The organism is Burkholderia sp. AU33545 (genome assembly GCF_020419685.1).
GTDB lineage: Bacteria > Pseudomonadota > Gammaproteobacteria > Burkholderiales > Burkholderiaceae > Burkholderia > Burkholderia diffusa.
On record NZ_JAIZRQ010000003.1, the window covers coordinates 118,942 to 145,529 of the forward strand.

The following is a 26,588-nucleotide window of genomic DNA, read 5'->3' on the forward strand; positions in this document are numbered from 1 at the left end:
CACGGCAGGACATGGATCGCAGTATGTAAACCATGGTTTACATGTTGATGAATGAAATCGGATGCCTCCGCAATACGGCCGCGCGCGCCGTTTGACGTCGAATTGGCCGTCAGGCCGATCCTTTCGCGCGGCCGGACCCGGCCATTCGGCCGAAGTCGGAATTCCGCGAATCCGTCTACAATCAAAAACGTCCTTGCCGCCCGTGCGTGCTTGCCGCGCGCGGGCGAATCCGTTTGTCCTCCTGCACAGGGAGGCGCCGCCGTGCGTTGCGCGGCGGGCAGTGCCGTGGTCAGTGTCCAGTAGGTAAAGCGTCCGCGTGCCGTAGGCCGGCGCGCGTTCTGAACGTCGCGCGCCCGTAAGCCGGGCAGGCGGCATCAACCGAGAGTCCCCCATGAAAGCATCGGATCTGTTCGTGAAGGCGCTGGAAGCCGAAGGTGTCGAGTACGTGTTCGGCATCCCCGGCGAGGAAAACCTCGATCTGCTCGAATCGCTGCGGCGATCGAAGATCAAGCTCGTGCTGACCCGGCACGAGCAGGCGGCCGGGTTCATGGCCGCCACCTACGGCCGCCTGACGGGCCGCACCGGCGTGTGTCTCGCGACGCTCGGGCCAGGCGCGACCAACTTCGTGACGGCTGCCGCCTATGCGCAGCTCGGCGGCATGCCGATGCTGATGATCACCGGGCAGAAGCCGATCAAGTCCAGCAAGCAGGGTCACTTCCAGATCGTCGACGTCGTCGGCATGATGCAGCCGCTCACGAAGTTCACGCGGCAGATCGTGTCGATCGGCAACATTCCGTCGGCGGTGCGCGAGGCGTTCCGTCGCGCGGAGGAGGAGCGCCCGGGCGCCGCGCACCTCGAACTCCCGGAGGACATCGCGCACGAGGAGGGCGACGGCAAGCCGATTCCGCGCAGCTACAGCCGGCGGCCGGTGGCCGAGGAGAAGGCGGTCGCGCACGCGGTCGACGCGATCCAGGCCGCGCGCCACCCGCTGTTGATGATCGGCGCGGGCGGCAATCGCAAGACGACCTGCAAGATGCTGCTCGAATTCGTCGACAAGACGGGCATCCCGTTCTTCACGACCCAGATGGGCAAGGGCGTGATCGACGAAACGCATCCGCTGTGGCTCGGCAACGCGACGCTGTCCGACGGCGACTTCGTGCACCGCGCGATCGAGCATGCGGACTGCATCATCAACGTCGGCCACGACGTGATCGAGAAGCCGCCGTTCTTCATGCGCACGGACGACAAGACCGTGATCCACGTGAACTTCCTCGGTGCGCAGGTCGATCCCGTCTACTTCCCGCAGATCGAGGTGGTCGGCGACATCGCGAACGCGGTGTGGCAGATGAAGGGGGCGATCGCGCCGCAGCCGCATTGGGATTTCGCCCGCTTCGCGATGATCAAGGAGCATTTCGACGCGCATCTGGCGAAGGGCCAGCACGACCCGCGCTTCCCGATGTACCCGGTGCGGATCGTGAACGACCTGTACAACGCGCTGCCGACCGACGGGATCGTCTGCCTCGACAACGGGATGTACAAGATCTGGTTCGCGCGCTACTGGCGTGCGCACGAGCCGAACTCGCTGCTGCTCGACAACGCGCTCGCGTCGATGGGCGCGGGCCTGCCGTCGGCGATCGCGACGAAGATCGTGCATCCGCAGCGCAAGGTGATCGCCGTGTGCGGCGACGGCGGCTTCATGATGAATTCGCAGGAACTCGAAACCGCCGTGCGACTGAAGCTCGACATCGTCGTGATGATTCTGCGCGACGATGCCTTCGGGATGATCCGCTGGAAGCAGGAGAACATGAACTTCCCCGATTTCGCGATGACGCTGCAGAACCCCGATTTCGTGTCGTATGCGCAAAGCTACGGCGCGCACGGGCATCGCGTCGAAGCGGCCGACGATCTCGAGCCGCTGCTGCGCGAGTGCTTCTCGTCGCCTGGCGTGCACGTGATCGACGTGCCGATCGACTATTCGGACAACGAGCGCGTGCTGAACCGCGAGATCAAGCGGTTGTCCGCGCAACTCTGAATTCCCCGTTCACAGGAAGGAGTCGTTCCATGCTGAAGGATACCTATCCGTACTATCTGGCCAACGAAGCCGTCTACGCGAACACCGATCTGGAAGTGACCGACAAGTTCAGCGGCAAGGTCGCGACGCGCGTCGCGCTCGCCGACGCGAAGGCGATCGATGCGGCCATCGGCGCGGCGGTCGGCGCCGCGAAGCCGATGCGCGAGTTGCCGGCCTACAAGCGACAGGCGGTGCTCGACCACTGCGTCGCGCGCTTTCGCGAGCGCTTCGACGAGCTGGCGGAGGCGCTGTGCATCGAGGCCGGCAAGCCGATCAACGATTCGAAGGGCGAGGTGACGCGGCTGATCGATACATTCCGTGTCGCGTCCGAGGAGTCGGTGCGCATCGACGGCGAGGTGATCAACCTCGAGATCTCGGCACGTGCGCAAGGCTACACCGGCTATACGCGGCGCGTGCCGATCGGCCCGTGCTCGTTCATCTCGCCGTTCAACTTCCCGCTGAACCTCGCCGCGCACAAGGTCGCACCCGCGCTGGCCGCAGGCTGTCCGTTCGTGCTGAAACCCGCGAGCCGCACGCCGATCGGCGCGCTGATCATCGGCGAGGTGCTCGCCGAAACCGACCTGCCGAAGGGGGCATTCTCGGTGCTGCCCGCACATCGCGACGGCGCGGACCTGTTCACGACCGACGAGCGCTTCAAGCTGCTGTCGTTCACGGGTTCGCCGGCCGTGGGCTGGGCGCTGAAGGAGAAGGCCGGGAAGAAGAAGGTCGTGCTGGAGCTCGGCGGCAACGCGGCGGCGATCGTCGACGCGGACCAGCGCGAGCAGCTCGATTACGTGGTCGAGCGTCTCGCGTTCGGCGCGTATTACCAGTCGGGCCAGAGCTGTATCGGCGTGCAGCGGATCCTCGTGCATGCGGATCTGTACGACGCGCTGCGCGACAAGCTGATCGCGAAGACGTGTTCGCTGAAGATGGGCGATCCGAAGGATCCGTCGACGTTCGTCGGCCCGATGATCTCCGAATCCGAATCGCGCCGGCTGTCCGGCTGGATGGAGGCGGCCGTCGCGGCGGGCGCGAAGATCGTCGCGGGCGGCAAGGTCGACGGCGCGATGTTCGAGGCGACGCTGCTGGAAAACGTCGGTCGCGAACAGGACCTGTACCGGAAGGAGGCATTCGGTCCCGTCGCGATCCTCGAGAAGTTCGAGCGCTTCGACGATGCGCTCGCGCGCGTCAACGACAGCGACTTCGGGCTGCAGGCCGGCGTGTTCACCGATTCGCTCGCGCATGCACAGCGCGCGTGGGACGAGCTGGAGGTGGGCGGCGTCGTGATCAACGACGTCCCGTCGTTCCGTGTCGACAACATGCCGTATGGCGGCGTGAAGGATTCGGGGCTCGGCCGGGAAGGGATCCGTTACGCGATCGAGGACATGACCGAGCCGCGCCTGATGGTCGTGAGGCGCCGCTAGCGCGAAGGGATGCGGCATGACGGCACGCGGGCAGGCGATCACGCAGGCCCGCGTGCCGTTTTCGTTTCGGCGTGCACCGACGGGCGCGGCGCCGCCCGGGCGGTGCGCCATCGTGACGGCACCGCGTGCCGTGCTCGCCGAACGCGCTCGACTGCACGCATCGCATCGTGATGTAATCGCGCGAATTGGCCAACCGGGGTACGACATCGGCTGGCGTGCGCATTCATTCTTCACGAGATCGATTCATGTCCCCCGTCTCGGCATTCAAACTGGTTCTGTTGTCATTCCTCGCGATCGTCGCGCTCGAATGCATCGCCAAGCGGTTGCGATTGCCGCCTGCGGCCGCGCTGCTGATCGGCGGCATCGGCATTGCGTTCATTCCCGGCCTGCCGCCGATCAACCTCGATCCGGAACTCGTGCTGCTCGTGTTCCTGCCGCCGCTGCTGATGGACGGCGCGTATTTCTCGGTGTGGGAGGAGTTCAAGCACAACGTCGGCGGCATCCTGATGCTCGCGATCGGCGCGGTGGTGTTCACGACGTTCGCGGTCGGTTTCGCCGTGCACTGGGTCGTGCCGTCGCTGCCGTGGGCCGCGTGCTTCGCGCTCGGCGCGATCGTGTCGCCGCCCGACGCGGTGGCCGCGAAGGCGGTGCTCGAACGCGTCGCGCTGCCGCGCCGGCTGATGGTGCTGCTCGAAGGGGAAAGCCTGTTGAACGACGCGGCGGGCCTGGTGCTGTTCCGCTTCGCGGTCGCCGCCGCGCTGACGGGTGCGTTCAGCCTCGAGCACGCGGTCGTGCGCTTCGCGGAACTCGGGCTCGGCGGCGTCGTGGTCGGCTTCCTGGTCGGAAAGCTCGTCGTGTGGTTCCTGAAGCTGCTCGATGACGACTATCTGGTGATCACCGTCGCGGTGATCGCCGGCTGGATCGCGTACATCGCGGGCGAGATGGTCGAGGTGTCGGGCGTGATCGCGACGGTCACGGCCGGCATGATCGTCGGCTGGCATCAGCACGAGGTGTTCTCGGCGGCCGTGCGCACGCGCGGCACCGCGTTCTGGCAGGTCATCGTGTTCCTGCTCGAAGCGCTGGTGTTCGTGCTGATCGGGTTGTCGCTGCGCGGTGCGATCCACCGGCTCGGCGGCTTCGAGCAGGTGCTCGCGACGATGGTCCCGCCGGTGCTCGCGGTGCTGGTGGCGGTGGTCGTGTCGCGCTTCGTGTGGATCTATGCGGTCGAGGCGCTGAAGATGCCGGTGCGCGGGATCATTCGGCGTGGTGTCGCACCCGACTGGAAGGCCGCGACGATCATGAGCTGGGCCGGGATGCGCGGGGTCGTGACGCTGGCGATCGCGCTGTCATTGCCGGAGGCGATGCCGGGCCGCGACGTGATCCTGGTCGCGTCGTTCGCGGTGATCCTCGTCACCGTGCTCATGCAGGGCACGACCATCGGGCCGCTGATCCGGCTGCTGCGCCTGCCTCAGCGCGAAGAGCGCGCCGCGCATCACCTGACCGAGCCGCAGGCGTGGGCGCATATCGAGGCTGCGCAGCTCGCGGCGATCCAGCCGCTGGTGCGCGACGAGAGCGGCAAGGTGATTCACCCGCGCCTGCTGGAGCAATACACGTATCGCGCGGAACTGACCGAGCGGGCGAAGAACGAGCCTGCTTATCCGGCGGAGGTACGCATCGCGCACTACGATGTCGTGCTGGCCGCGATCAAGGCCGGGCGTGTGGAATTGTTGCGCCTGCATCGTTCTGGCCGCATTCACGACGAGATGCTGCACATGCTCGAGCGCGATCTCGACCTGCAGGAAGTGTCCGCGCAGCACGCGCGCGGGTAACCGGCCGCGCAAATCGGGTTCGGCGCGCGGTGCCGCGAGCCTTCGCGTCGCGCCGATCCGGTCGCGGCGCGCGATTTTCCCCCTCCATCTCTGCCGATTTCATCGCATCGGAATCCGGCCCCAAAACGTTCGATACGACGGCTTGCAGCGCATGCAAACCTCGCGGCGCCGGCTGCGCAAACGTTATCGTCTTTCGCGTCCGGAAATGATCTGATTTAACTGAATCCCGCTCTTTCACCATATTTGGCAAAACTAAACCGGAAGGAGATAGATGCTGTGTTCTAATTTCATTTAGAATCAGCCGGTTATCTTTATTGAGAGAAAGCGCGCGGAGGTAATGCGACCGTCGTCGGGGTGAAATCGGCGTTCGGATCCCCGCGAGGCAATGCCGACAGGCCAGATCGGCAGCAATAGGCGGATTTCTTCGCCGCCATATTTAAGATGGCGTCCAAGTCGGATAAACAACTCCTATGAAAGAATCAATTGGAGATTTGGCGTTTGAAACGGTATTTATGAAAGAATCCGGCGGTGAAAATGCGCTGGATTGTCTCGAGTCCGGGCTATCGGTTCTGCTCGTCGACGATCAGCCGTTCGTCGGCGAGGTGATCCGCCGCGCGCTGCGCAGCGAGCACGATATCGACCTGCATGTGTGCACCGACGCACATCGGGCGATGGCGGTCGCGCGCGACGTGAAGCCGACGGTCATCCTGCAGGATCTCGTGATGCCGGAAATCGACGGCCTCGATCTCGTTCGCGCGTGGCGCGCGAACACCGAGACCGCACGCGTGCCGATCATCGTGCTGTCGGCGAAGGAGGAGCCGATCGTCAAGCGCGAGGCGTTCATCGCCGGGGCGAACGACTACCTCGTGAAGCTCCCGGACGCGATGGAGCTGACCGCGCGCATCCGCTATCACTCGAATTCGTACCTGATGTCGCGCCAGCGCGACGAAGCGCTGGATTTCCTGTCGCACGACATGCGTTCGCCGCAGACGTCGATCCTCGCGCTGCTCGAGGTCTACCGGACCGAGCACGGCGACATGCCGCCGATCATGGAGCGCATTGCCGGCCACGCACGGCGCGCGCTCGCGCTCGCGGACGGCTTCATCCACCTGACCCGCGCGCAGTCGGAACGCCGCGCGCACGAGGTCCTGAGTCTGAACGAGATCGTGCTCGACGCTGTCGACCAGCTGTGGGAGAAGGCGGCCGGATTCGGCAGCCGGGTCGTTGCCCACGTGCCCGACACCGAGTGCGTGACGATGGGCGACCGCATGATGCTCACGCGCGCGGTCGCAAACCTGATCGACAACGCGCTGAAGTACGGCCCGGCCGGCACGGACGTGCACTGCACGCTGAGCGACGACGACGGTGCGTGGCTGATCGGCGTCGAGGACGCCGGCTCCGGCATCGCGCCCGAGCAACGCACGGCCGCGACCGAGTCGTTCGTGCGGCTCGAATCCGTGCATGGCGCGGCGCGCAGCGGCTTCGGCCTCGGGCTTGCGTTCGTCCGCGCGACGGCCGCGCGGCATCGCGGTCAGATCCTGATGCGCAATACGGTGCGCGGCTTCATGGTCGCGCTTCGGCTGCCGGCGCAAGCGGACCGATGATTTCGCGGCGCGGCCCGGTGCCGCGCTGCCCGAGAGACCCCGATGCGCTCGTGGCGCGCCGTCCGGCGCGCGGGCGGGCGCGGTTTTTTTCAACGCTGATTTTAGAAAGCCCATAACGAACATGGCCACCGTGACGCCCCGCGCGACCAATGAAAGCCTGCACCCGACGATCGGCGCCGCCCGGCTGACGCTCGGCAACCGTATCCTGTTCAGCTTCGGCGTGCTGTTCGTGCTGATGCTGGTGACGGCCGGCGTGTCCTACGAGCGCCTGCGCGCGATCAACGCCGAGGCCGTCAGCATCGAACGCGACTCGCTGCCGGGCGTGTATCTGGCGGCGTCGCTGCGCGGGACGGTCAATGAATCGTTCGCGATGCTGCAGCAGGCGACGTTCGTCGATACCGATCCCGAACTCGTGCAGCGTGATTTCGCGAGGATCGGCGAGACGCTCAAGGAGGTCGAGTCGCTGTCGGTCGATTACCAGAACACGACGTTCCGCGATGACGACCGCCAGCGCTTCGCGGCGTTTCGCGGTGCCTTCGACCGCTATCTGCCGCTGCTGAACGACGCGGTGCAGAAGAGCCGCGTGTCGCGCGAGGGGGCCGTCGCCGCTTATGCGAAGGTGCAGCCTGCGTGGGCCGAGGTCGTGCGCAACGCGAATATCCTGGTGCAGGAAAACCGCAAGTTCGCCGACCAGTCCGCGAAATTGATCCGCCAATCCGGGCAGGACACCGAGATCGTCCTCGCGACCGCGCTGGCGATCGTGCTGCTGTCCGCGCTGGGGCTGGGCTACGGGCTGTACCGTTCCGTCACCGTGCCGATGGCGCGGCTCGTCGAGGTGCACGACGTGATGCGCACCGGCAACCTGACGCGCCGCCTCGACCTGCGCCGCCGCGATGAGTTCGGCACGCTCGAGTCGGGCTTCAACCGGATGGCCGACGAGCTGACCGAGCTGGTCGCGCGCGCGCAGCAGTCGTCGCTTCAGGTGACGACGTCGGTCGCCGAAATCGCGGCGACGTCGCGCGAGCAGCAGGCGACCGCGAACGAAACCGCGGCGACGACGACCGAGATCGGTGCGACCTCGCGCGAGATCTTCGCGACGTCGCGCGACCTGCTGCGCACGATGAACGAGGTGGCCGGCGTGGCCGAGCAGTCGGCGACGCTCGCGGGCGTGAGCCAGAGCGGCCTCACGCGGATGGGCGAGACGATGCGCAGCGTGATGGACGCGGCCGGTTCGGTGAACGCGAAGCTCGCGATCCTCAACGAGAAGGCGCTGAACATCAACCAGGTCGTCGCGACGATCACCAAGGTGGCCGACCAGACCAACCTGCTGTCGCTGAACGCGGCGATCGAGGCCGAGAAGGCCGGCGAGTACGGCCGCGGCTTCGCGGTCGTCGCAACCGAGATCCGCCGCCTCGCCGACCAGACGGCGGTGGCGACGTACGACATCGAGCAGACGGTGAAGGAGATCCAGTCGGCCGTGTCGGCGGGCGTGATGGGGATGGACAAGTTCTCGGAGGAAGTGCGCCGCGGGATGCTCGACGTGCAGCAGGTCGGCGGGCAGCTGTCGCAGATCATCGCCGAGGTGCAGACGCTCGCACCGCGCTTCCAGATGGTCAACGAAGGGATGCAGACCCAGGCGAACGGTGCCGAGCAGATCACGCAGGCGCTGTCGCAACTGTCGGAAGCCGCGCAGCAGACGGCCGAATCGCTGCGCCAGTCGTCGCAGGCGATCGACGACCTGACGCTCGTCGCGAACCAGTTGCGCACCAGCGTGTCACGCTTCAAGGTCGACGCGTGATGCGCGCCGAGGCGCACGGCGGCGCGCACGCGCTGTTCCTGATGTTCGAGCTCGACGGCGAGCGCTATGCGCTCGATGCGGCCGACATCGACGAGGTGCTGCCGCTTGCAACCACCAAGGCCGTACCCGGCGCGCCCGAATGGATTGCCGGGTTGCTGATGCGCGGCGGTCAGCCCGTGCCCGTGATCGACGTGCCGATGCTGGCGCTCGGACGGCGCGCGCATGCGCTGCGCTCGACGCGGCTGGTGATGGCTCGCTATCGTGTCGGGCAGCTCGACCGCGATCGCGTGATCGGCCTGATCGTCGAACGCGCGACGCAGACGCTGCGGATCGACCGCACCGCGTTCCGCGCCAGCGGCGTATCGACCGCGCGCACGCGCTGGCTCGGGCGCGTCGCGAACACGCCCGACGGGATCGTGCAGCAGGTCTCGGTGTCCGACCTGATCGACGACGTGGCGCGCCTGTATCTGTTCGACGACCTGCCGGGCCACGGAGGGGCATCCGCATGAAAGAGTCCGATTCGCGATTTCGCGGCTGGCTGCTGCGCGAGACCGGCATCGACCCCGATTCGCTCGGCAACGATTTCCTGAGCCGCGCGCTGACGGAGCGCGTGCAGGCGCTGCAGGGCGACGGCGAGCGGCTGCCGTCGGCGGCGCGGCCGCCCGTTACGCCGGAAGCGCTCGACGCCTACTGGCAGCAGCTCAACGCGTCGGCCGACGAGCGGCGCGCGCTGATCGAACTGTTCATCGTGCCGGAGACGTGGTTCTTCCGCGATCGCGAGGCGTTCGCGACGCTCGCGCGGCTCGCGGCCGAGCGGCTTGCCGCGATGCCCGGGCGCGTGATCCGCGTGCTGAGCGCGCCGTGCTCGACCGGCGAGGAGCCGTATTCGGCGGCGATGGCGCTGCTCGACGCCGGGCTCGATCCGGCCAGCTTCACGATCGACGCGATCGACCTGAGCGCGCGCGCGATCGAACAGGCGCGGCTCGGCTGCTACGGGCGCAATGCGTTTCGCGGCACGACGACCGAGTTCCGCAGCCGCTACTTCACGCCGGTCGCCGACGGCTGGCTGCTCGACGAGCGCGTGCGCGCGTGCGTGCAGTTTCGCCAGGCGAACCTGGTCGAGCCGGGCACCGACACGGGCATCCGCTACGACTTCGTGTTCTGCCGCAACGTGCTGATCTATTTCGACCGCGACGCGCAGGATCGCGTGATCGATTCGCTCGAAAGCTCGCTCGCCGACGACGGCATGCTGTTCGTCGGCCCCGCCGAAACGGGCGTCGCGATGCGGCACGGGATGCGCTCGGCGCGCGTGCCGCTGGCGTTCGCGTTTCATCGCGCGCGCGGTGGTGCCGCGGCGGACGGCTATGCGGCACCGATGCCCGCGATCGCGCCGTACTGGCGCGGCGAGCGCTTCGCTGTGGTGCCGCCGGCCGCGACGCGCCCGCTGCTGGCCGTCGTGCCGCCGACGTGGAGCGATGCCGCGCCGTCGCGCGCCGCGTTCGCGCCGGCCGAGCGCCCGACGGCGCCCGAGCCGCGGGCCGACTGGCGCGTCGACTCGCCGGCGCATGTGGCCAACGTGGCCGACATGCCCGCGAAGGGGGCGCCGGTCGCCGACAGCGCCGCACCGACGCTCGAGGAAGCGCAGGCGCTGGCCAATGCGGGCGCATTCGACGAGGCCGAGCGCGTGCTCGCGCAGTTCTCCGCGCACGCCGGGCCGCACGCCGACGCGTTTTACCTGAACGGGCTGATCGCGGATGCGCGCGGGCGCGTCGCGGAAGCGGGCGACTTCTACCGGAAGGCGCTGTATCTGCGGCCGACGCACCACGAAGCGCTGACGCATCTCGCGACCTTGCTCGACGTCGGCGGCGACGGCGCCGGTGCGCGATGGCTGCTCGAGCGTGCGCGGCGCTCGGCCGGATAACGAGAATACGGGTTGGGAGCCGACATCGGGATGACCGAGGAAAGAATGAACCGCGACGCCGTTGCCACTGACGACACGACGATCGGCGTCGACGATTGCTGGAACCGGATTGGCACACGCGGCGATCGCTCGTGCGAGCGGCTGGCCGACTGCCTGCGCTGCCTGAACTGTCCGGTCTACGCGTATCACGCGGCGAAGCTGCTCGAACGCCCGCTCGCCATCGCCGAGATGGCCGACGCCACGCAGCGGATCAGCGCGTTCGACGCGACCCGCGCGCACGGCAAAGACGATACATGCCAGGCGGCGCTGGTGTTTCGCGTCGCCGACGAATGGCTCGCGCTGCCGATCGGTGTGCTGCGCGAGATCGCCGGCACGCGCCCGATCCATTCGCTGCCGTATCGCCGGCATTCGGCCGTGCGCGGCGTGGTCAACATTCGCGGTACGCTGCGCATCGCGATCTCGATCGGCGCGCTGCTCGGCCTCGACGCGGGCAAGGGGGGCAACGGCGGTGGCGACGGCCGTTTCACGCGGCTGCTGGTCGCCGCGCATCAGGGCGAGCCGGTCGTGTTTCCGGTCGACGAAGTCGAGGGCGTGCTGCGCTTCGGCGCATCCGAATGGGTGCCGGTGCCGGCGACGGTTGGGCGCGCGAGCGCCGGCCTGTCGCGCGGCGTGCTGTCGTGGCGTGGCAAGTCGGTAGGCCTGCTCGACGACGATCGGCTGTTCGACGCCGTGACACGGAGCATGCGATGAGCGGCGATGACGATCTGAGCCACCTGTCGCTGCTCGAGCTGTATCGCGAGGAGACGCGCACGCAGACCCAGGCGCTGTCGGAACGCCTGCTCGCGCTCGAATCGGGCGAGCCCGACTCCGTCGCGCTCGAGGCGTGCATGCGCGCCGCGCATTCGCTGAAGGGTGCCGCACGTATCGTCGGCGTGCCGCTCGGTGTCGACATCGCGGGGCGCATGGAAGAATGCTTCGTCGCCGCGCAGGCCGGCACGATCGCGCTGACGGCCACGCACATCGATGTGCTGCTCGCCGGCGTCGACCTGCTGGTGCGCGTCGCCGATCCGGAGGCGCAGCCCGTGTCGTCGACCGAGATCGAGGCGTTCGCGCTGGCGCTGACAGGTGCCGACGGCGCGCACGCGATGCCGGCCTCGGCCCCGGCGTTCGCGCCGCCGCCGGCACCGCCGTTCGTCGTGCCGCTTCGCGAGCACGACGGCGCCGCGAACGAATCCGTGGGGGCCGGCGCCGCGGTGCCGCCGCTCGCGGTGTCGGCGGCCGTGCCCGATCCGGTCCAGGCGGGCCGCGCGGCCGGCGCGGGTGCAATGCGCCGCGTGCGGGCCGATACGCTGAACCGGCTGCTGAGCCTGTCCGGCGAGTCGCTCGTCGAATCGCGCTGGCTCAAGCCGTTCGCGGAGTCGATGCTGCGCGTGAAGCGCGCGCAGCGCGATGCGGCCCGGTCGCTCGATCTGTTGTACGAACAGTTTGCCGACGATCTCGACGCGGGCGTGCTCGCGTCGGTGAACGAAGTGCGGCACATGCTCAACGACCTGCAGCGCTCGCTCGCCGAGCGCATGGACGAATTCGATCGCTTCGAGCGGCGCAGCACGCACATCGCCGAGCAGCTGTACGACGAGGCGCTGCAGTGCCGGATGCGGCCGTTCGGCGACGCGACGCGCGCGTATCCGCGCATCGTGCGCGATCTCGCGCGCTCGCTCGGCAAGCAGGTGCGCTTCTCGATCGTCGGCGAAGGCACGCAGGTCGATCGCGACATCCTCGACCTGCTCGACGCGCCGCTCGGCCACCTGCTGCGCAACGCGATCGATCACGGCGTCGAATCGCCCGACGCGCGCCGGGCGCGCGGCAAGGCGGCCGAGGCGAGCGTCACCCTGGAGGCGCGCCACAGCGCCGGCTCGCTGCTCGTCAGCGTGATCGACGACGGGCCGGGCGTGGACATGGACGCGTTGCGCGCGGCGGTCGTGCGCCAGCGCCTGACCGACGACGAGACGGCCGCGCGGCTGTCCGATCCCGAACTGCTCGAATTCCTGCTGCTGCCGGGCTTCTCGATGCGCGATGCGGTGACCGACGTGTCGGGGCGCGGCGTCGGCCTCGACGCCGTGCAGGAAATGGTGCGCGGCGTGCGCGGCGCGGTGCGCATCTTCAACGAGCCTGGCGCGGGCATGCGCTTCGTGCTGCAGCTGCCGCTCACGCTGTCGGTGATCCGCAGCCTGCTGGTCGAGGTCGGCGGCGAGCCGTACGCGTTTCCGCTTGCGCACGTGCGCCGCACGCTCGAACTCGCGCACGACGATATCGACGTGCTCGAAGGGCAGCCGCATTTCCCGTTCGACGGCCGGCGCGCAGGCCTCGTCGCCGCACACCAGTTGCTCGACGCGGGCGAGCCCGACGTCGCGCGCACGAGCACGGCGGTCGTGGTCGTCGGCGGTGAACCCGAGCTGTATGGCGTCGCGGTCGACCGCTTCCTCGGGGAGCGGATGCTCGTCGTGCAGCCGCTCGACAGCCGCCTGCACAAGATCCAGAACATCGCGGCCGGCGCGCTGCTCGAGAACGGCGACCCGGTGCTGATCGTCGACGTCGAGGACCTGATCCGCTCGGTCGACAAGCTCGTGCGTGGCGGGCAGCTCGCGCGGCTCACGCGTGATCCGCAACTCGCGCTCGTCGATCGCCGCCGCCGCGTGCTCGTCGTCGACGATTCGCTGACGGTGCGCGAGCTCGAGCGCAAGCTGCTGGAAAAGCGCGGCTACGACGTGACGGTCGCGGTCGACGGGATGGAGGGCTGGAACGCGGTGCGCAGCGACGCGTTCGATCTCGTCGTCACCGACGTCGACATGCCGCGCATGGACGGTATCGAACTCGTCACGCTGATCAAGAACGACCCGATGCTCAAGCGCGTGCCGGTGATGATCGTGTCGTACAAGGATCGAGACGAGGATCGCCGGCGCGGGCTCGATGCCGGCGCCGATTACTACCTCGCGAAGAGCAGTTTCCACGACGAGGCGCTGCTCGATGCGGTGCACGACCTGATCGGGGACGCACGCGGATGAACATCGGCATCGTCAACGATCTGCCTCTGGCCGTCGAGGCGCTGCGCCGCGTGCTCGCGCTGCGCACGGACCACCGCGTGCTGTGGGTCGCGACCGACGGCGACGAGGCCGTGGATTTCTGCATTGCCCATCCGCCCGATCTCGTGCTGATGGATCTCGTGATGCCGAAGGTCGACGGCGTGGAGGCGACACGGCAGATCATGGCGCGCGCGCCGTGCGCGATCCTGATCGTGACGGTCAGCGTCAGCGCGAACACGTCGTCGGTCTACGAGGCGATGGGTGCCGGCGCGCTCGATGCGGTCGACACGCCGACGCTCGCGCTCGGGCTGTCGACCGACGCGTCGCCGCAGGCGCTGCTCGCGAAGATCGACCAGATCGGCCGGCTGCTCGAAAGCCGGACCATGACGCTCGTGCCGCCCGGCCCGGCCCCCGCGCGCGGCCTGCCGACGCTCGTCGCGATCGGCGCGTCGGCGGGCGGGCCGACCGCGCTCACCGCGCTGCTGCGTGCGCTGCCGGCCGATTTTCCGGCTGCACTCGTGATCGTGCAGCACGTCGACCAGGCGTTCGCGGTCGGCATGGCGGAGTGGCTCGACGGCTATACGCAGCTGCCCGTGCGGGTCGCGAGGGAGGGCAGTGTGCCGCGGGCGGGCGAGGTGCTGCTCGCGGCGACCAACGATCACCTGTACATGTCGCCGCGCGGCGTGCTCGGCTATACGCGGCATCCGGCCGAGACGCCGTACCGGCCGTCGATCGACGTGTTCTTCAACAGCGTCGCCGACGGCTGGCAGGGCGACGCGCTCGGCGTGCTGCTGACCGGAATGGGCCGCGACGGGGCGCTGGGGCTGAAGGCGATGCGTGCGAAGGGTTGCTACACGATCGCGCAGGACGAGGCGACGAGTGCCGTCTACGGGATGCCGAAGGCGGCCGCGGCGATCGGTGCCGCATCGGCGATCCTGCCGCTCGAGCGAATCGCGCCGCAGCTGATCTCGCGCGTGACGCGCATGCCGCGCGACTGACGGCGCGCGGCGGCCCCGGCGGGGCTGCATTGCGCGCGCCGCGCGGCGTCGCGTACAATTACCGCCTGCGGAGATGGCATGCCTCCCTGCGGTCGATCCCGGCGCGTCGCGCGCGGCTCGGCCCTCAACCGCCGGTGACCCGGCTGATGATGCCTGCGTGTTCCTGGGTTGTCAGGAGGTCGCAGGCCGTCCATGCGGTATTCTGCCGCCCAGGTTTTGATGTCCCGTCGAATCTGGAAATCATGTTTTTCTCGACTTCTGCCGATTTTTTCGCGACCGTGCGCTACGTGTGCCGCTGGCTCGCGCTCTCCGCCCTGCTTGGTGCGCTGGCCGGCACGGCTTCCGCGTGGTTCCTGATCGCGCTCGAGTGGGCGACCGGCACGCGTGTCGCGCATCCGTGGCTGTTGTGGGGACTGCCGGCAGCCGGTTTCGCGACCGGCTGGGTCTACCACCGGTTCGGCCAGTCGGTCGCGCGCGGCAACAACCTGCTGATCGACGAAATTCACGACCCGAAAGCGCTCGTGCCGAAGCGGATGGCGCCGCTCGTGCTCGTCGCGACCGTCGTCACGCACCTGTTCGGCGGGTCGGCGGGCCGCGAGGGCACGGCCGTGCAGATGGGCGGCGCGCTCGCCGATCGCGTCACGCACCTGTTCCGGCTCGATCGCGAGCACCGGCGCGTGCTGCTGATGGGCGGCATCGCGGCCGGGTTCTCGTCGGTATTCGGCACGCCGCTCGCGGGCGCCGTGTTCGGGCTCGAGGTGCTCGCGATCGGCCGCGTGCGGTACGACGCGCTGCTGACCTGCGTCGCGTCGGCGATCGTCGCGGACATCGTGTGCCGCGCGTGGGGCGTGCATCACACCGTTTATGCGATTCCGTTCGTGCCGGCCGTGTCGGCCTCGGGGTTGATCGCGACGGTCGTCGCGGGTGTCGCGTTCGGCGTCGTCGGCCGGCTGTTCGCGTTCGCGACGCATGCGCTGAGCGCATGGTTTCGCCGCGTCGTGCGCTACGCGCCGCTGCAGCCGGTGCTCGGCGGCGCGCTGGTGGCGGTGGCCGCCACCGTGCTGAAGGTGCCGCAGTATCTCGGGCTCGGGATCCCGACGATCGAGGCCGCGTTTCACGGGCCGCTGCCGGCTTACGATTTCGCGGGCAAGTTCGCGTTTACCGTCGTCACGCTCGCGTCGGGATTCAAGGGCGGCGAAGTGACGCCGCTGTTCTATATCGGCGCGACGCTCGGCAACGCGCTCGGCCAGGTTCTCGCGCTGCCGGTGCCGGTGCTCGCGGGGCTCGGCTTCGTCGCGGTGTTCGCGGGCGCGGCCAACACGCCGGTCGCGTCGACGATCATGGCGATCGAACTGTTCGGCGCGGATATCGGCGTCTATGCGATCGTCGCCTGCGTGGTCGCCTATCTGTTTTCCGGACACGCGGGGATTTATCGATCGCAGCGGGTGGCGGTGGGGAAGGGGGCGCGGGTGGAGGCGGACTGACGGCGCGGGCGGGGCGGCCGACCGCCGTGTGTCGACGGAAACAGACACCCGGTGATCGCGCCGATCACCGGGAACGGGGCGCGTCCGTCACGCCTTCGGCAGTTTCGCGACGTTGCGCGCGAGCAGTTCCTCGATGTCGATGCCTTTCTCCGCGAGCAAGGTCGTCACGACACCGGTCAGTTCCCCGAGCGTTTCCTTGACCGACTCCCGGATCGTATCCACGACGACCTGGGTGCTGCGCTCGATTTCGATATTGACCTTGTCGTTGACGCCTTTGGCGTCGAAGGTGGTCGCGCGTCGCGTTTCGGGAATCAGCCAGACTTCGAACCACCCTTCGTCGCGATTGACGTCCGATACGGTGAGGCTGCAGCCGTTGATCGCGATATAGCCCTTCGCGAACACATAGCGTTTGAAATCGGCCGGCACGCCGATGCGGATCATCCGGTTGTGTTCGGACGACGCGATATGCAGGATGGTCCCCATGAAGTCGACGTGACCGGACAGCGGATGCCCGCCGATTTCCGCGCCGTCCTTCGCGGCCCGTTCCACGTTGACCCGGGCGCCGGTCGTCAGGTCGGCGAGCGTGGTGATTCTCAGGCTCGGCAACATCACGTCGAAGTCGATCAGCAGCGGCGAGTGGATGGTCGTCACCGTCAGGCAGACGCCGTCGACCGAGACGCTCGCGCCGATCTCGATGTCGGTGGTGAACCGCTCGGGGAATTCGATGCTGAACGTTCTCAGTTCGCCGTGATCCTTGATGGCCTTGATGACGCCAACACCCTGAACAATGCCTGTAAACATGATCCGCCTTTGGTCGCAAATTGCCTGGCCGGTATGATAAGTGATCGCGGCGGGCGGCGTCGGGGCCGGAAGCGCGGTGGCAGTGCACCGCACGTCCGGCCGCAATCGGGTTGCCATCAAGCCTCCGCCGGCTGCCCCCGCGGGCCGGCATCGCCGTTGACCGTGCGCTGCGGCGAATCGATCAGGCCCTTCGCCAGCTCCAGCGCCTGCCGCTCGAACAACCGGCGATAAATCCCGCCGTCGATGCGGATCAGCGCGTCGTGGTTGCCTTCCTCGATCACCTTGCCGCGATCGAGCACGAGCAGGCGGTCGAGCGAGCGCACCGTCGACAGCCGGTGCGCGACGACGAGCGTCGTGCGGCCGACCATCAGCCGCTCCATCGCCTGCTGGATCAGCACCTCGCTTTCGCTGTCGAGGCTCGACGTCGCTTCGTCGAGGATCAGGATCGGTGCATCCGCGAGGAACGCGCGCGCGATCGCGACGCGCTGGCGTTCGCCGCCGGACAGCTTGATCCCGCGCTCGCCGACGAGCGTGTCATAGCCGTCCGGCAGCGCGACGATGAAGTCGTGCGCGCTGGCGAGACGCGCGGCGCGCTCGATCTCCGCACGGCTCGCGTCGGGGCGCGCATACGCGATGTTCTCCGCCAGCGTGCGGTGGAACAGCACGGGCTCCTGCTGGACGATCGCGATCTGGCTGCGTAGCGAATCCTGCCGCACCTGCGCGATATCCTGGCCGTCGATCGTGATGCGGCCGCCCGACACGTCGTACAGACGCTGGATCAGCTTGATGAACGTCGTCTTGCCCGACCCGGAATGGCCGACGAGGCCGACACGCTCGCCGGGCGCGATGCGCATCGAGAAGTCGTCGTACAGCGGCACGGGATGGTTGCCGTAACGGAACGTCACGTGCTCGAAGCGGATCTCGCCTTGCCCGATCCGGATCGCCGGCGCGCCGGGAAGATCGTCGATGCCGAGCGGCTGGCGCTCGAGCGCGACGAGCTCTTCCATGTCGTTGACCGAGCGCTGCAGGTTGCGGATGTGCATTCCGACGTCGCGCAGGTAGCCCTGAAGCATGAAGAACATCGTCAGCGAGAACGCGATGTCGCCGACGCTCGCTTCGTCGTTCGCCCACAGCCGCAGCGCCACGCCGATCATCGCCGCCTGCATCGCGACGAGCATCGCACCCTGCAACCCGCCGTTGAGCGTGCCGCGTACCCACGTGCGGCGCGTGCGCTGGCGCCACTTGCCGATCACGCGCGCGAGCCGCGCTTCCTCGCGCGTTTCCGCGCCGAACGCCTTGACGACCGCGTTGCAGCTCACCGCGTCCGCGAGTGCGCCGCCCATGCGCGTGTCCCACATGTTGCCGAGCCGCGCGGCCGGCGCGACGATGCCGAGCGACACGGTGACCGTCACCGAGATGTACAGCAGCGAACCCGCGCCGACGACGAACCCCATCACCGGCCAGTGCGTGCCGAGCAGCACCGTCGCCCCGACGAGCATCGTGACCGACGGCAGCAGTGCGATCAGCACGGTGTCGTTCAACAGGTCGAGCGCCCAGATCCCGCGCGTGATCTTGCGCACGGTCGACCCCGCGAAGCTGTTCGCGTGCCAGTCGGTCGAGAAACGCTGCACGCGATGGAATGACGCGGCGGCGATCTCGCTCATCATCTTCAGCGTAAGCGTAATGATGTTCAGATAGACGCCCTGCCGCAGCAGCGTCGCGCCGATGCCGAGCGCGGCGAGCGTGCCGAACGCGACGACGGCCGAATGCCACGCGGCGGCGCGGTCGGTCAGGCCGATCGACAGCGCATCGACGAGGCGCCCGGCGAACAGCGGCGTGAGCACGTCGGCAAGCGCGCCGAGCAGCGCCAAGGTCGTGATCGTCGCGATGCGTACCGGCTGCTTGCGCCAGTAGCGGAACGTGAAGCCGAAGACGGCCTGGAATGCCTGGCCGCCCTGATGGGTGGTTTTTCTGGTCATGTATCGTTGCCCGGCGCATCGCGCGACGGGACTTTCCGGTTCGGAGAACGTCGAAAACGCAACAGTCCGGCCGCGCGGACGACGCGGGCGAAACGAAACGGACTGTCGGAAAATGCGCGGGCCGTCGAGTTAGCGGAGCACTCGGGAGCCGGCGCGGACGACGGGCTGGATCAGCCGCGCCGTGGGACCACGTTCGGGAAGGCTGCTGGCATTCGGAACATCTGCACCTCCCTGAAGTGAACGGTTGAAAGGACGCCGAAAAGACGTGAAGGGATTTTATCAGCAGTGCCGGAGTCGCTGCAACGTCTGACGAATGCCGCGTTGCAGCGTCGATACGGTTAGTATTCGGGGTTTCGGCCCTTTTTCGTGCGGATTCCGCGGTGCGGTGCCGCACGGGTCGGCGGGCCGCATCGATTACACTTTGCCGTTGCGCGCCGGCCGCTGCGGCCCCGCGGATTCACCCCGATACATTCCTGAGGAAACGATGAGCGACGTTCAGCAAGGCATCCTGGCTCCGATCGACACGGCGGCCCGATACCTCACTTTCACGATTTCGAACGACGGCAACGTGGCAGCGGCGCTGAGGGCTTTGCGCGAGCTCGTCGACGGGCGCGACACGGTCTTGGGCTTCGGACAGGCGCTGGCCGCACACCTCGGGCGTCCGGTCCCGGGCCTCACCGAATATCCGGCGTTCGCGGTGAACGACCGCACGCTGCCGATCACGCCGGCCGACGTCTGGGTCTGGCTGCGCGGCGACGATCGCGGCGAGCTCGTGCTGCGTGCGCGGACGATCGAACGGGCGCTTGCGCCGGCGTTCGCGCTGCAGGACGCGGTCGACGGGTTCCGCTATTCGAACGATCGCGACCTGTCGGGTTATGAGGACGGTACCGAGAACCCGAGCGGCGACGACGCGCTGGCCGCGGCGATCGTCACGGGGCAGGGCGCGGGTCTCGACGGTTCGAGCTTCGTCGCGGTTCAGCAATGGCTGCACGACTTCGACCAGATGGAGCGCATTGCGTCCGGCGACATGGATCACATCATCGGTCGCCGCCGCTCGGACAACGAGGAACTCGACGATGCGCCCGAGTTCGCGCACGTGAAGCGCACCGCGCAGGAGAGCTTCGAGCCGGAGGCGTTCATGCTGCGCCGTTCGTCGCCGTGGTCCGACGCGCGCCGCGCGGGGCTCTACTTCGTCGCGTTCGGCCGTTCGTTCCGCGCGTTCGACGTGCAGATGCGCCGGATGAGCGGCGCGGACGACGGCATCGTCGACGGCCTGTTCCGTTTCACGCGACCGCTGACGGGCGCGTATTTCTGGTGCCCGCCGGTGAAGGACGGCAAGCTGGACCTGTCCGCGCTCGGACTGTAAACGCCGGACGACATCCGCAAACGGGCGGGCCGCGCATCGTGCGCGGCCCGCCCGTTTCACTTGTTGCGTATCGATCGTGTGCGGCGCGGTGCGTCGTCCCGTCAGTTCAGCGTCGTTTCAATGCGCGTGCCGCGCTTGATGAACAGCGTCACTGGCGTCTTCTCGCAGATTTCCGCGAGCCGCTGGCGCTGCGCATCGTCGAGCGGGCCGTCGAGCGTCACGACGCGGCGCACGTATTGCTGCCCTTCGCGATCGGCGTGCAGTTCGGTGCGCACGTCGATGCGCACGGCCGGCCACGTCTTGCGCTGCATGTACATGCGCAGCGTCGCGGCCGTGCATTGCGCGAGGCCGGCCAGCACGAACTCGAACGGCGCCGGCCCGAGGCCCTGTCCGCCTTCGCGCGGCGCTTCGTCGCCGGTCAGCGCGTGCGTGCCGGCCTGCAGCTGGACGACGTAGTCGGGTGCGTCGGCGGCGAGGGTGGCGGCAGCATGGATGAGCGGCATGGCAAGAACTCCGGCAAGCGGGGAAAGAGGCGGCCGCGACGATGCGGCGTACGAGCCGCCAGCATACCGTCTCGCGGAAAATCGTGGGCGCTGCGCGCGTCGGCGGGGCTCGCCAGGATCAGCCGGCGACGCCGGCACTGCGGCGCACGAGCATGGCGACGCGTTCGCGCACCCACTGGTGCGCGCGGTCGGTTTCGCGCGACTCGTGCCAGTACGCGAGCAGCGGAAACGGCTTGAGCCGTAGCGGCAGCGGCTGCACGGCGATCGGCAGCATCGCCGCCATGCGCAGCGCATACGTGCGCGGCAGCGTCAGCAGCAGGTCGCCCGTCGCGGCGATCTGGCAGGCGGCGAAGTAATGCTGGCAAACGAGCTGGATGTGACGGAGGCGCCCGTCGTTGCCGAGCAGCACGTCGAGCGATTGCGGTTCGCCGAGCGACGACACCGCGACATGCCCTGCGGCGAAATAGTCGCCGCGCCGCAGCGGACCGCCGGTCAACGGATGATCGTGCCGCATCGCGACGACGAGCGAATCGTCGAGCAGGTGTTCGGTCGCGATGCGCGGACCGGTCTGCACGCGTCGATCGACGACCAGATCGAGATTGCCTGACGCGAGTTCGCGTTCGATGTCGTGCACCGCGATGCGGCGGCTCACGAATCGCAGGCCCGGCGCTTCGTCGGCGAACGCGGCGACGATCTGCGGCAGCGCGATCGATTCGAGCACGTCGCGAATGCCGACGGCGATGCTCAGGTCGAGCGTCGCCGGGTCGAATGCCGACGGGGCGCGCACGGCGCGTTGCAGGCCGGCGAGGTGAAGCTGCACGTCCGCGATGATCGTGCGCGTGCGCTCGGTCGGCACGACGCGGTTGCCCTGGCGGACGAACAGCGGGTCGTCGAAATGCGCGCGCAGACGGTTGAGCGCATGCGTGACTGCCGGCTGCGTCAGGTGCAGCGCACGGGCGGCCGCGCCGATGCCGCCGTGCACGTAGACGGCATCGAGCACGCGGAACAGGTTCAGGTCGAGACGATGATCGGCGGGCACGGACGAAGTCGGCGTGGTGGACGGTGGAGCGATTCTACGGGATGCGCGAACAACGGAACGCGGGTGCGTGCATCAGAGCGACGATCGATGCGTGTCGATGACGATCGAGCACGATACGTGCGTGCGCGCATCCGATGCGCGACGCGAATCATGCGCACGATGCGAGCCTGCCCATCGGCATGCGCATTTCCGCGCGGCCGCACCAGCGGTCGGCGACAGCCTGTTGAAATCCGCCATCATACTGTCCCGGTCTGCCATTTCATGCCAAAGACACGACCCGTTCGGCTAAGATGCCGTCGCTTCATATTTCGAAATAGCCGTCGCTGTCGCACGAGTTCAAACCAAATATAAGCCTGACAGTTCGACGGTATTACAAGAAGTCGAAAAAGTCCGGGGGCTTGGCAGTGGAAGCAGCAGATCAGAGGTGGGTCGTAATCTATTTGAGTACGGGGTTTTCCTTGGCGCAGGCCGCGCGCCTTGGCGAGGCCTTCAACCTGGCGAATCGCCTGCACGCGTTCAGTGCGGATTACGAGTTGAAGTACGTATCGGAAAGCGGGGGGTTGCTGCAGTCGTCGTCGGGCGTGCAGATCGCCGCCGATCCGCTCGGCGACGAGCACGGCCCTCGTGCACTCGCGTTCATTCATCTTCATGGCGACCGCGCGTCGATCAACTGGAACGATGCATTGCGGCGTCGCCTGAGCGACATCCGCCGGCATGCGCGATGGATCGTCGATGCGATGGATCTGTCGACGCTCGCGGCGTCGCAGCGGCAGACGGATGCCGGTCACGCGCGCACCGGTCGCGCGCGCGGCGCGGCGGCCACGATCGAACTGCAGGCAGGCGAGGCCGACGTGTTCGCGGCCGTGCTCGACATGTTCCGCGCCGATCTCGGCGACAGCGCCGCGCAGGAAATCGCCAGCAACCTGATGCGGCCGGTCGAGCAGCGCTACGCGCAGTCGATGTGGGCGTTTCGCGAGCTGAGCGCGAGCCCGTCGATCAGGATGTCGGCGCAACGGCTGCGCGCGCAGAGCGCGAACCGCATTTCGATCGCGGAAGTCGCCCAGACGGCCGCGATGAGCGAGCGCAATTTCCTGCGGCGCTTCAAGAAGGAAATTGGCGTGACGCCGACCGAGTTCGTGCAGCACGTGCGGCTCGAGCGCGCATGCCACATGCTGATCCACACGACGCTGCCGGCCGACAAGGTCGCGCGGCGCACGGGCTTCGGCAGCGGCGAGCGTCTGGCGAAGCTGTTTCGCCAGCGCCTGCAGGTATCACCGACCGAATTTCGCGTCGCCGAGCGCGAGCGGATCCTGACGAACGGCGCCGGCGCGGCCGATCCGCAACTCGTGCCGCGGCCCGCGAAATCCGGCGGCGAGCGGGCGAGCCGGGGCGCGCGTGTCGATGCGCGGGAGAAAACGGGGCGGATGACCGTAAAATCACCGTGTCGCGATCACGATCCCCGGTTTCCATGCCCTTGCTCCCCACTACCGCCACCGCCCCCTTCTGCCCGTCGGAAGTAAAGGGCAGCATCACGATCGACGCCGGCGCGTCGCGCTGGATGAAGCTCAAGCGCTTCTTCGGCCCGGGCCTGCTGGTCGCGATCGGCTACATGGATCCCGGCAACTGGGCCACCGACATTCAGGCCGGCTCGCAATTCGGCTATTCGCTGCTGTGGGTCGTGGCGTTCTCGAGCCTCGCCGCGATCTTTCTGCAGATGCTCGCCGCGCGGCTCGGCCTCGTCGCGGGCAAGGATCTCGCGCAGGCCAGCTACGACCGCTATGGCCGCTTCGGCCGCATCGTGCAGTGGGTGACCGCCGAGGTGTCGATCATCGCGTGCGACATCGCCGAAGTGCTCGGCTGCGCGCTCGCGTTCAAGCTGCTGCTCGGCGTGCCGCTCGCGTGGGGAATCGTGCTCACCGCGCTCGACACGGTGATCGTCCTCGGGCTGCAGGGCAAGGGCGTCCGGCAGATCGAGGCGATCGTGCTCGGGCTGATCGCGACGATGGCGTTCTGCTTCGTCGCGCAGGTCGCGATCACGCCTCCCGACTGGCATGCGGTCGCGGCGGGACTCGTGCCGGGCGATCCGGGCCATGACCGCAAGGACGCGATCGTGCTCGCGCTCGGTATCGTCGGCGCGACGATCATGCCGCACAACCTGTATCTGCATTCGTCGGTCGTGCAGACGCGTCATGTCGTCGGCGGCGCGCGCGGCCTGATCCGCGACACGCTCGCGCTGGTGCGGATCGACACCTGCGTGTCGCTGTTCGTCGCGATGCTCGTCAATGCGGCGATCCTGGTCGTCGCGGGTGCGGCGTTTCATGCGACCGGCCAGCACGACGTGACCGACATCGAACAGGCGTACCGGCTGATCACGCCGATCGCGGGCGGCGCGGCCGCGCTGCTGTTCGGCATCGCGCTGCTCGCGTCGGGGCAAAGCTCGACGCTGACCGGCACGATCGCCGGCCAGGTGATCATGGACGGCTTCCTGCACACGAAAATCCCGTGCTACCAGCGCCGGCTGATCACGCGCGGGCTCGCGCTGATGCCCGCGCTGATCGGCGTGCTGTGGCTCGGCGAGAACTCGGTCGGGCAACTGCTCGTCTGGAGCCAGGTGCTGTTGAGCCTGCAGTTGCCGTTCGCGATGTGGCCGCTGATCCGCTCGGTGAGCGATCGCGACACGATGGGCGAGCATGCGATCGGCCGCAGGATGCAGGTCGCCGCGTGGACGCTGTTCGCCGTCATCACCGGCACGAACCTGCTGCTGATTACGGGTGTCGCGGCTTGATACAGCCTGTCACAGGCTGAAACAGGCACGTGGCGCGCGTGCGTTAAACTGCGCGTTTTGCCAGCCGTTCGACGTCCGTTATGTGGAGTGAAATCAGCAACATCGGCGACGCCGCGCTGACCCTGCCGGTCGCGCTGACCTGCGCGGTCTGGCTCGCGTTGTCCGACTGGCGGCTCGCGGTGCGCTGGATCGTGCTGCTCGCGGCCGGCATGAGCCTGGTCGGGGCGACCAAGATTCTCTATGCGGGCTGCGGTGTCGAAATCCCGCAGTTCGACTTCCGCGTGATCAGCGGCCATACGATGCTGTCGACGTCCGTGTGGACCGTCGCGCTGTCGATGCTGTGGCAGGCCTTCCGTGCCGACAAGGTGCCGGGTGTGGCGGCGGGCCTCGCTGTCGGCGCGGTGACGGCCGTCGCGCGCGTCTTCGACCATTCGCACACGATTCCCGAAGTCGTCGTCGGCTGGCTGCTCGGCGCGCTGGTCGCGCTGGTGTTCCTGCGGATCTACGATCGGTCGCACAAGCGCTCGGTCTCGCCGCGCATCGCAGCCGTCTGCCTGCTCCTCGTGTCCGGCATCGCGTACGGGAATCGCGCACCGTTCCAGCAGATGATCGATACGCATTCCCCGCAGTTCTGCGCATTCATGCGCACGTCCGGCAACGGGTCCTGATGGCCGTTCTTTCCGGGGCGCCAGCGCCCCCGGTGTCACGGTGTCAGGTGAGGTGGTCACCCGCGGTGGCGGCACCTCCGACTCTCATCCCGTTCTTTCCTCGTCATTGTCAAAATCCGGCGTTCTGCCTTCATTGAATCGATATTCGCGGTGATTCCGGCGCGCGGAACAGGCTCGTCCCGTCGCCCGGAGATACGAAGGTCATGAACCGTGTCTATGACTGGGCATTACGAATATTCATTTCATCGATCGCCGGCAATCGCGTACGCTGGCGTTCGTTCGATCGTGGCCGCAGCGGCGGCTTGCCCGATTTGTCCGGCGCGGTGCGGCCGGCTCGCTATACTCGCGCAAACCATGCGGCGGTCGGCCGGCGCACGGCAACCGCCGTCGCGGCACCGGTCCGCCTCGACGATTCACGATAGGAGCAGGTTCCATGACAGTCGTTTCCCCGCGCCTCGCAGGCAAGTGCGCGTACATCACTGGCGCCGCCGGTGGCCTGGGCCGCGCGATTGCGCGCCGGATGGTCGAGCAGGGCGCGCGCGTGTTCCTGACCGACATCGCCGACGCGGCGGTGCTCGACGCGTTCGCGCATGAACTCAACGCGGGGCACGCGGCGCCGGTGGCGTTCGCGGCCACACAGGACGTGCGCGACGAGGCGCGCTGGCAGGCGCTGCTCGCGCAGGCGAACGAGGCGATGGGCGGGGTGTCGGTGCTCGTCAACAATGCCGGCGTCGGGTCGATCGGCGCGCCCGCGCAGATCCAGCTCGACGAATGGCGGCGCGTGATGGCGATCAACGTAGAGAGCATCGTGCTCGGCTGCAAGCACGCGCTGCCGTACCTGGGCGCAAGCCACCCGGCGTCGATCATCAACATCTCGTCGGTGGCCGCGTTCAAGGTCGAGCCGGATTTCACGGCGTACAACGCGTCGAAGGCCGCGGTCGCGTCGCTGACGAAGTCGGTCGCGATCGACTGCGCGCGCCGCGAGCTCGACGTGCGCTGCAACTCGATTCACCCGGCATTCATTCGCACGGGCATCGTCGAGCCGCTGTTCCAGTCGCTCGGCGAACGCGATGCGACGCGCAAGCTCGCACGCGGCATTCCACTGCGCCGGCTCGGCGATCCGGACGACGTCGCGCATGCGGCCGTCTATCTGGCATCCGACGAAAGCCGCTTCGTGACGGCCGCCGAACTCGTGATCGACGGCGGCATGTGCGCGGTCTGACGCGCATCGACGACAA

General features: G+C 67.9%; 21 protein-coding genes and 1 riboswitch. Of the genes, 17 read left to right on the forward strand and 4 right to left on the reverse strand.

Annotated elements, in window-relative coordinates:
* Positions 1-391: 391 nt before the first annotated feature.
* The 11 genes from LGM71_RS10615 to LGM71_RS10665 all read left to right on the forward strand — a co-directional run bounded on the left by LGM71_RS10615 (position 392) and on the right by LGM71_RS10665 (position 16,209).
* Entirely contained in the window at positions 392-2,032 is a 1,641-nt protein-coding gene (locus LGM71_RS10615) for an acetolactate synthase large subunit (RefSeq protein WP_226114821.1), read from the forward strand.
* A gap of 29 nt (positions 2,033-2,061) precedes the next feature.
* A complete protein-coding gene (locus LGM71_RS10620; RefSeq protein ID WP_226114822.1) occupies positions 2,062-3,495 on the forward strand; it encodes an aldehyde dehydrogenase family protein in 1,434 nt (477 codons plus the stop codon).
* Positions 3,496-3,740: 245 nt separating this feature from the next.
* Positions 3,741-5,324: a Na+/H+ antiporter gene (locus LGM71_RS10625; RefSeq protein ID WP_059601587.1), complete on the forward strand. Its 1,584-nt coding sequence runs from the start codon at positions 3,741-3,743 to the stop codon at positions 5,322-5,324.
* Between the two features lie 470 nt (positions 5,325-5,794).
* Positions 5,795-6,928 (forward strand): hybrid sensor histidine kinase/response regulator, encoded by a 1,134-nt coding sequence (locus tag LGM71_RS10630; protein ID WP_059601589.1) that lies wholly within the window; start codon positions 5,795-5,797, stop codon positions 6,926-6,928.
* Between the two features lie 121 nt (positions 6,929-7,049).
* Positions 7,050-8,726 carry a methyl-accepting chemotaxis protein gene (locus LGM71_RS10635; RefSeq protein WP_226114824.1) on the forward strand — a complete coding sequence of 559 codons (1,677 nt, stop codon included), beginning with the start codon at positions 7,050-7,052 and terminating at the stop codon, positions 8,724-8,726.
* Entirely contained in the window at positions 8,726-9,235 is a 510-nt protein-coding gene (locus tag LGM71_RS10640; protein WP_239007130.1) for a chemotaxis protein CheW, read from the forward strand. Before LGM71_RS10635 ends, LGM71_RS10640 begins: the two co-directional genes overlap by 1 nt.
* The gene (locus LGM71_RS10645) at positions 9,232-10,647 is read left to right on the forward strand and encodes a CheR family methyltransferase (RefSeq protein ID WP_226114825.1); all 1,416 of its coding nucleotides are present in this window, start codon (positions 9,232-9,234) and stop codon (positions 10,645-10,647) included. The genes LGM71_RS10640 and LGM71_RS10645 overlap by 4 nt, the downstream gene beginning before the upstream one ends.
* A gap of 45 nt (positions 10,648-10,692) precedes the next feature.
* Positions 10,693-11,397: a chemotaxis protein CheW gene (locus LGM71_RS10650; RefSeq protein ID WP_059601596.1), complete on the forward strand. Its 705-nt coding sequence runs from the start codon at positions 10,693-10,695 to the stop codon at positions 11,395-11,397.
* Positions 11,394-13,709: a hybrid sensor histidine kinase/response regulator gene (locus tag LGM71_RS10655; protein WP_059601599.1), complete on the forward strand. Its 2,316-nt coding sequence runs from the start codon at positions 11,394-11,396 to the stop codon at positions 13,707-13,709. The genes LGM71_RS10650 and LGM71_RS10655 overlap by 4 nt, the downstream gene beginning before the upstream one ends.
* A complete protein-coding gene (locus LGM71_RS10660) occupies positions 13,706-14,725 on the forward strand; it encodes a chemotaxis response regulator protein-glutamate methylesterase (RefSeq protein ID WP_226114826.1) in 1,020 nt (339 codons plus the stop codon). Before LGM71_RS10655 ends, LGM71_RS10660 begins: the two co-directional genes overlap by 4 nt.
* Positions 14,726-14,785: 60 nt before the next feature.
* Positions 14,786-14,888: riboswitch (Fluoride riboswitch) on the forward strand.
* A 79-nt stretch (positions 14,889-14,967) separates the two neighbouring features.
* Positions 14,968-16,209, forward strand: a complete 1,242-nt coding sequence (locus LGM71_RS10665; protein WP_124901333.1) for a voltage-gated chloride channel family protein — start codon at positions 14,968-14,970, stop codon at positions 16,207-16,209.
* An 87-nt stretch (positions 16,210-16,296) separates the two neighbouring features.
* Here LGM71_RS10665 and LGM71_RS10670 read toward each other — a convergent pair whose 3' ends face one another.
* Both LGM71_RS10670 and LGM71_RS10675 read right to left on the reverse strand, forming a co-directional pair.
* Positions 16,297-17,010 (reverse strand): riboflavin synthase, encoded by a 714-nt coding sequence (locus tag LGM71_RS10670; protein ID WP_059601605.1) that lies wholly within the window; start codon positions 17,008-17,010, stop codon positions 16,297-16,299.
* A 116-nt stretch (positions 17,011-17,126) separates the two neighbouring features.
* Complete coding sequence (locus LGM71_RS10675; RefSeq protein WP_226114827.1) at positions 17,127-18,989, reverse strand: ABC transporter ATP-binding protein; 1,863 nt, start codon at positions 18,987-18,989, stop codon at positions 17,127-17,129.
* A gap of 484 nt (positions 18,990-19,473) precedes the next feature.
* On the opposite strand from LGM71_RS10675, the gene LGM71_RS10680 reads away from it, so the two are divergent.
* Positions 19,474-20,355 carry a Dyp-type peroxidase gene (locus LGM71_RS10680; RefSeq protein WP_226114828.1) on the forward strand — a complete coding sequence of 294 codons (882 nt, stop codon included), beginning with the start codon at positions 19,474-19,476 and terminating at the stop codon, positions 20,353-20,355.
* Positions 20,356-20,456: 101 nt separating this feature from the next.
* On the opposite strand, the gene LGM71_RS10685 is transcribed toward LGM71_RS10680, so the two are convergent.
* Positions 20,457-20,858: an OsmC family protein gene (locus LGM71_RS10685; RefSeq protein WP_059466564.1), complete on the reverse strand. Its 402-nt coding sequence runs from the start codon at positions 20,856-20,858 to the stop codon at positions 20,457-20,459.
* A gap of 118 nt (positions 20,859-20,976) precedes the next feature.
* Complete coding sequence (locus tag LGM71_RS10690; RefSeq protein ID WP_124621076.1) at positions 20,977-21,897, reverse strand: LysR family transcriptional regulator; 921 nt, start codon at positions 21,895-21,897, stop codon at positions 20,977-20,979.
* A gap of 458 nt (positions 21,898-22,355) precedes the next feature.
* Between LGM71_RS10690 and LGM71_RS10695 the strand changes: the two genes are divergently transcribed.
* The 5 genes from LGM71_RS10695 to LGM71_RS10715 all read left to right on the forward strand — a co-directional run bounded on the left by LGM71_RS10695 (position 22,356) and on the right by LGM71_RS10715 (position 26,572).
* Positions 22,356-23,417 (forward strand): helix-turn-helix domain-containing protein, encoded by a 1,062-nt coding sequence (locus LGM71_RS10695; RefSeq protein ID WP_124901329.1) that lies wholly within the window; start codon positions 22,356-22,358, stop codon positions 23,415-23,417.
* Positions 23,366-24,682 (forward strand): Nramp family divalent metal transporter, encoded by a 1,317-nt coding sequence (locus tag LGM71_RS10700; protein WP_059601616.1) that lies wholly within the window; start codon positions 23,366-23,368, stop codon positions 24,680-24,682. Before LGM71_RS10695 ends, LGM71_RS10700 begins: the two co-directional genes overlap by 52 nt.
* A gap of 80 nt (positions 24,683-24,762) precedes the next feature.
* Entirely contained in the window at positions 24,763-25,350 is a 588-nt protein-coding gene (locus LGM71_RS10705) for a phosphatase PAP2 family protein (RefSeq protein WP_226114829.1), read from the forward strand.
* Between the two features lie 203 nt (positions 25,351-25,553).
* Positions 25,554-25,772, forward strand: a complete 219-nt coding sequence (locus LGM71_RS10710; RefSeq protein ID WP_174908564.1) for a hypothetical protein — start codon at positions 25,554-25,556, stop codon at positions 25,770-25,772.
* Between the two features lie 11 nt (positions 25,773-25,783).
* Positions 25,784-26,572 (forward strand): SDR family oxidoreductase, encoded by a 789-nt coding sequence (locus LGM71_RS10715; RefSeq protein ID WP_124901326.1) that lies wholly within the window; start codon positions 25,784-25,786, stop codon positions 26,570-26,572.
* Positions 26,573-26,588: the final 16 nt, after the last annotated feature.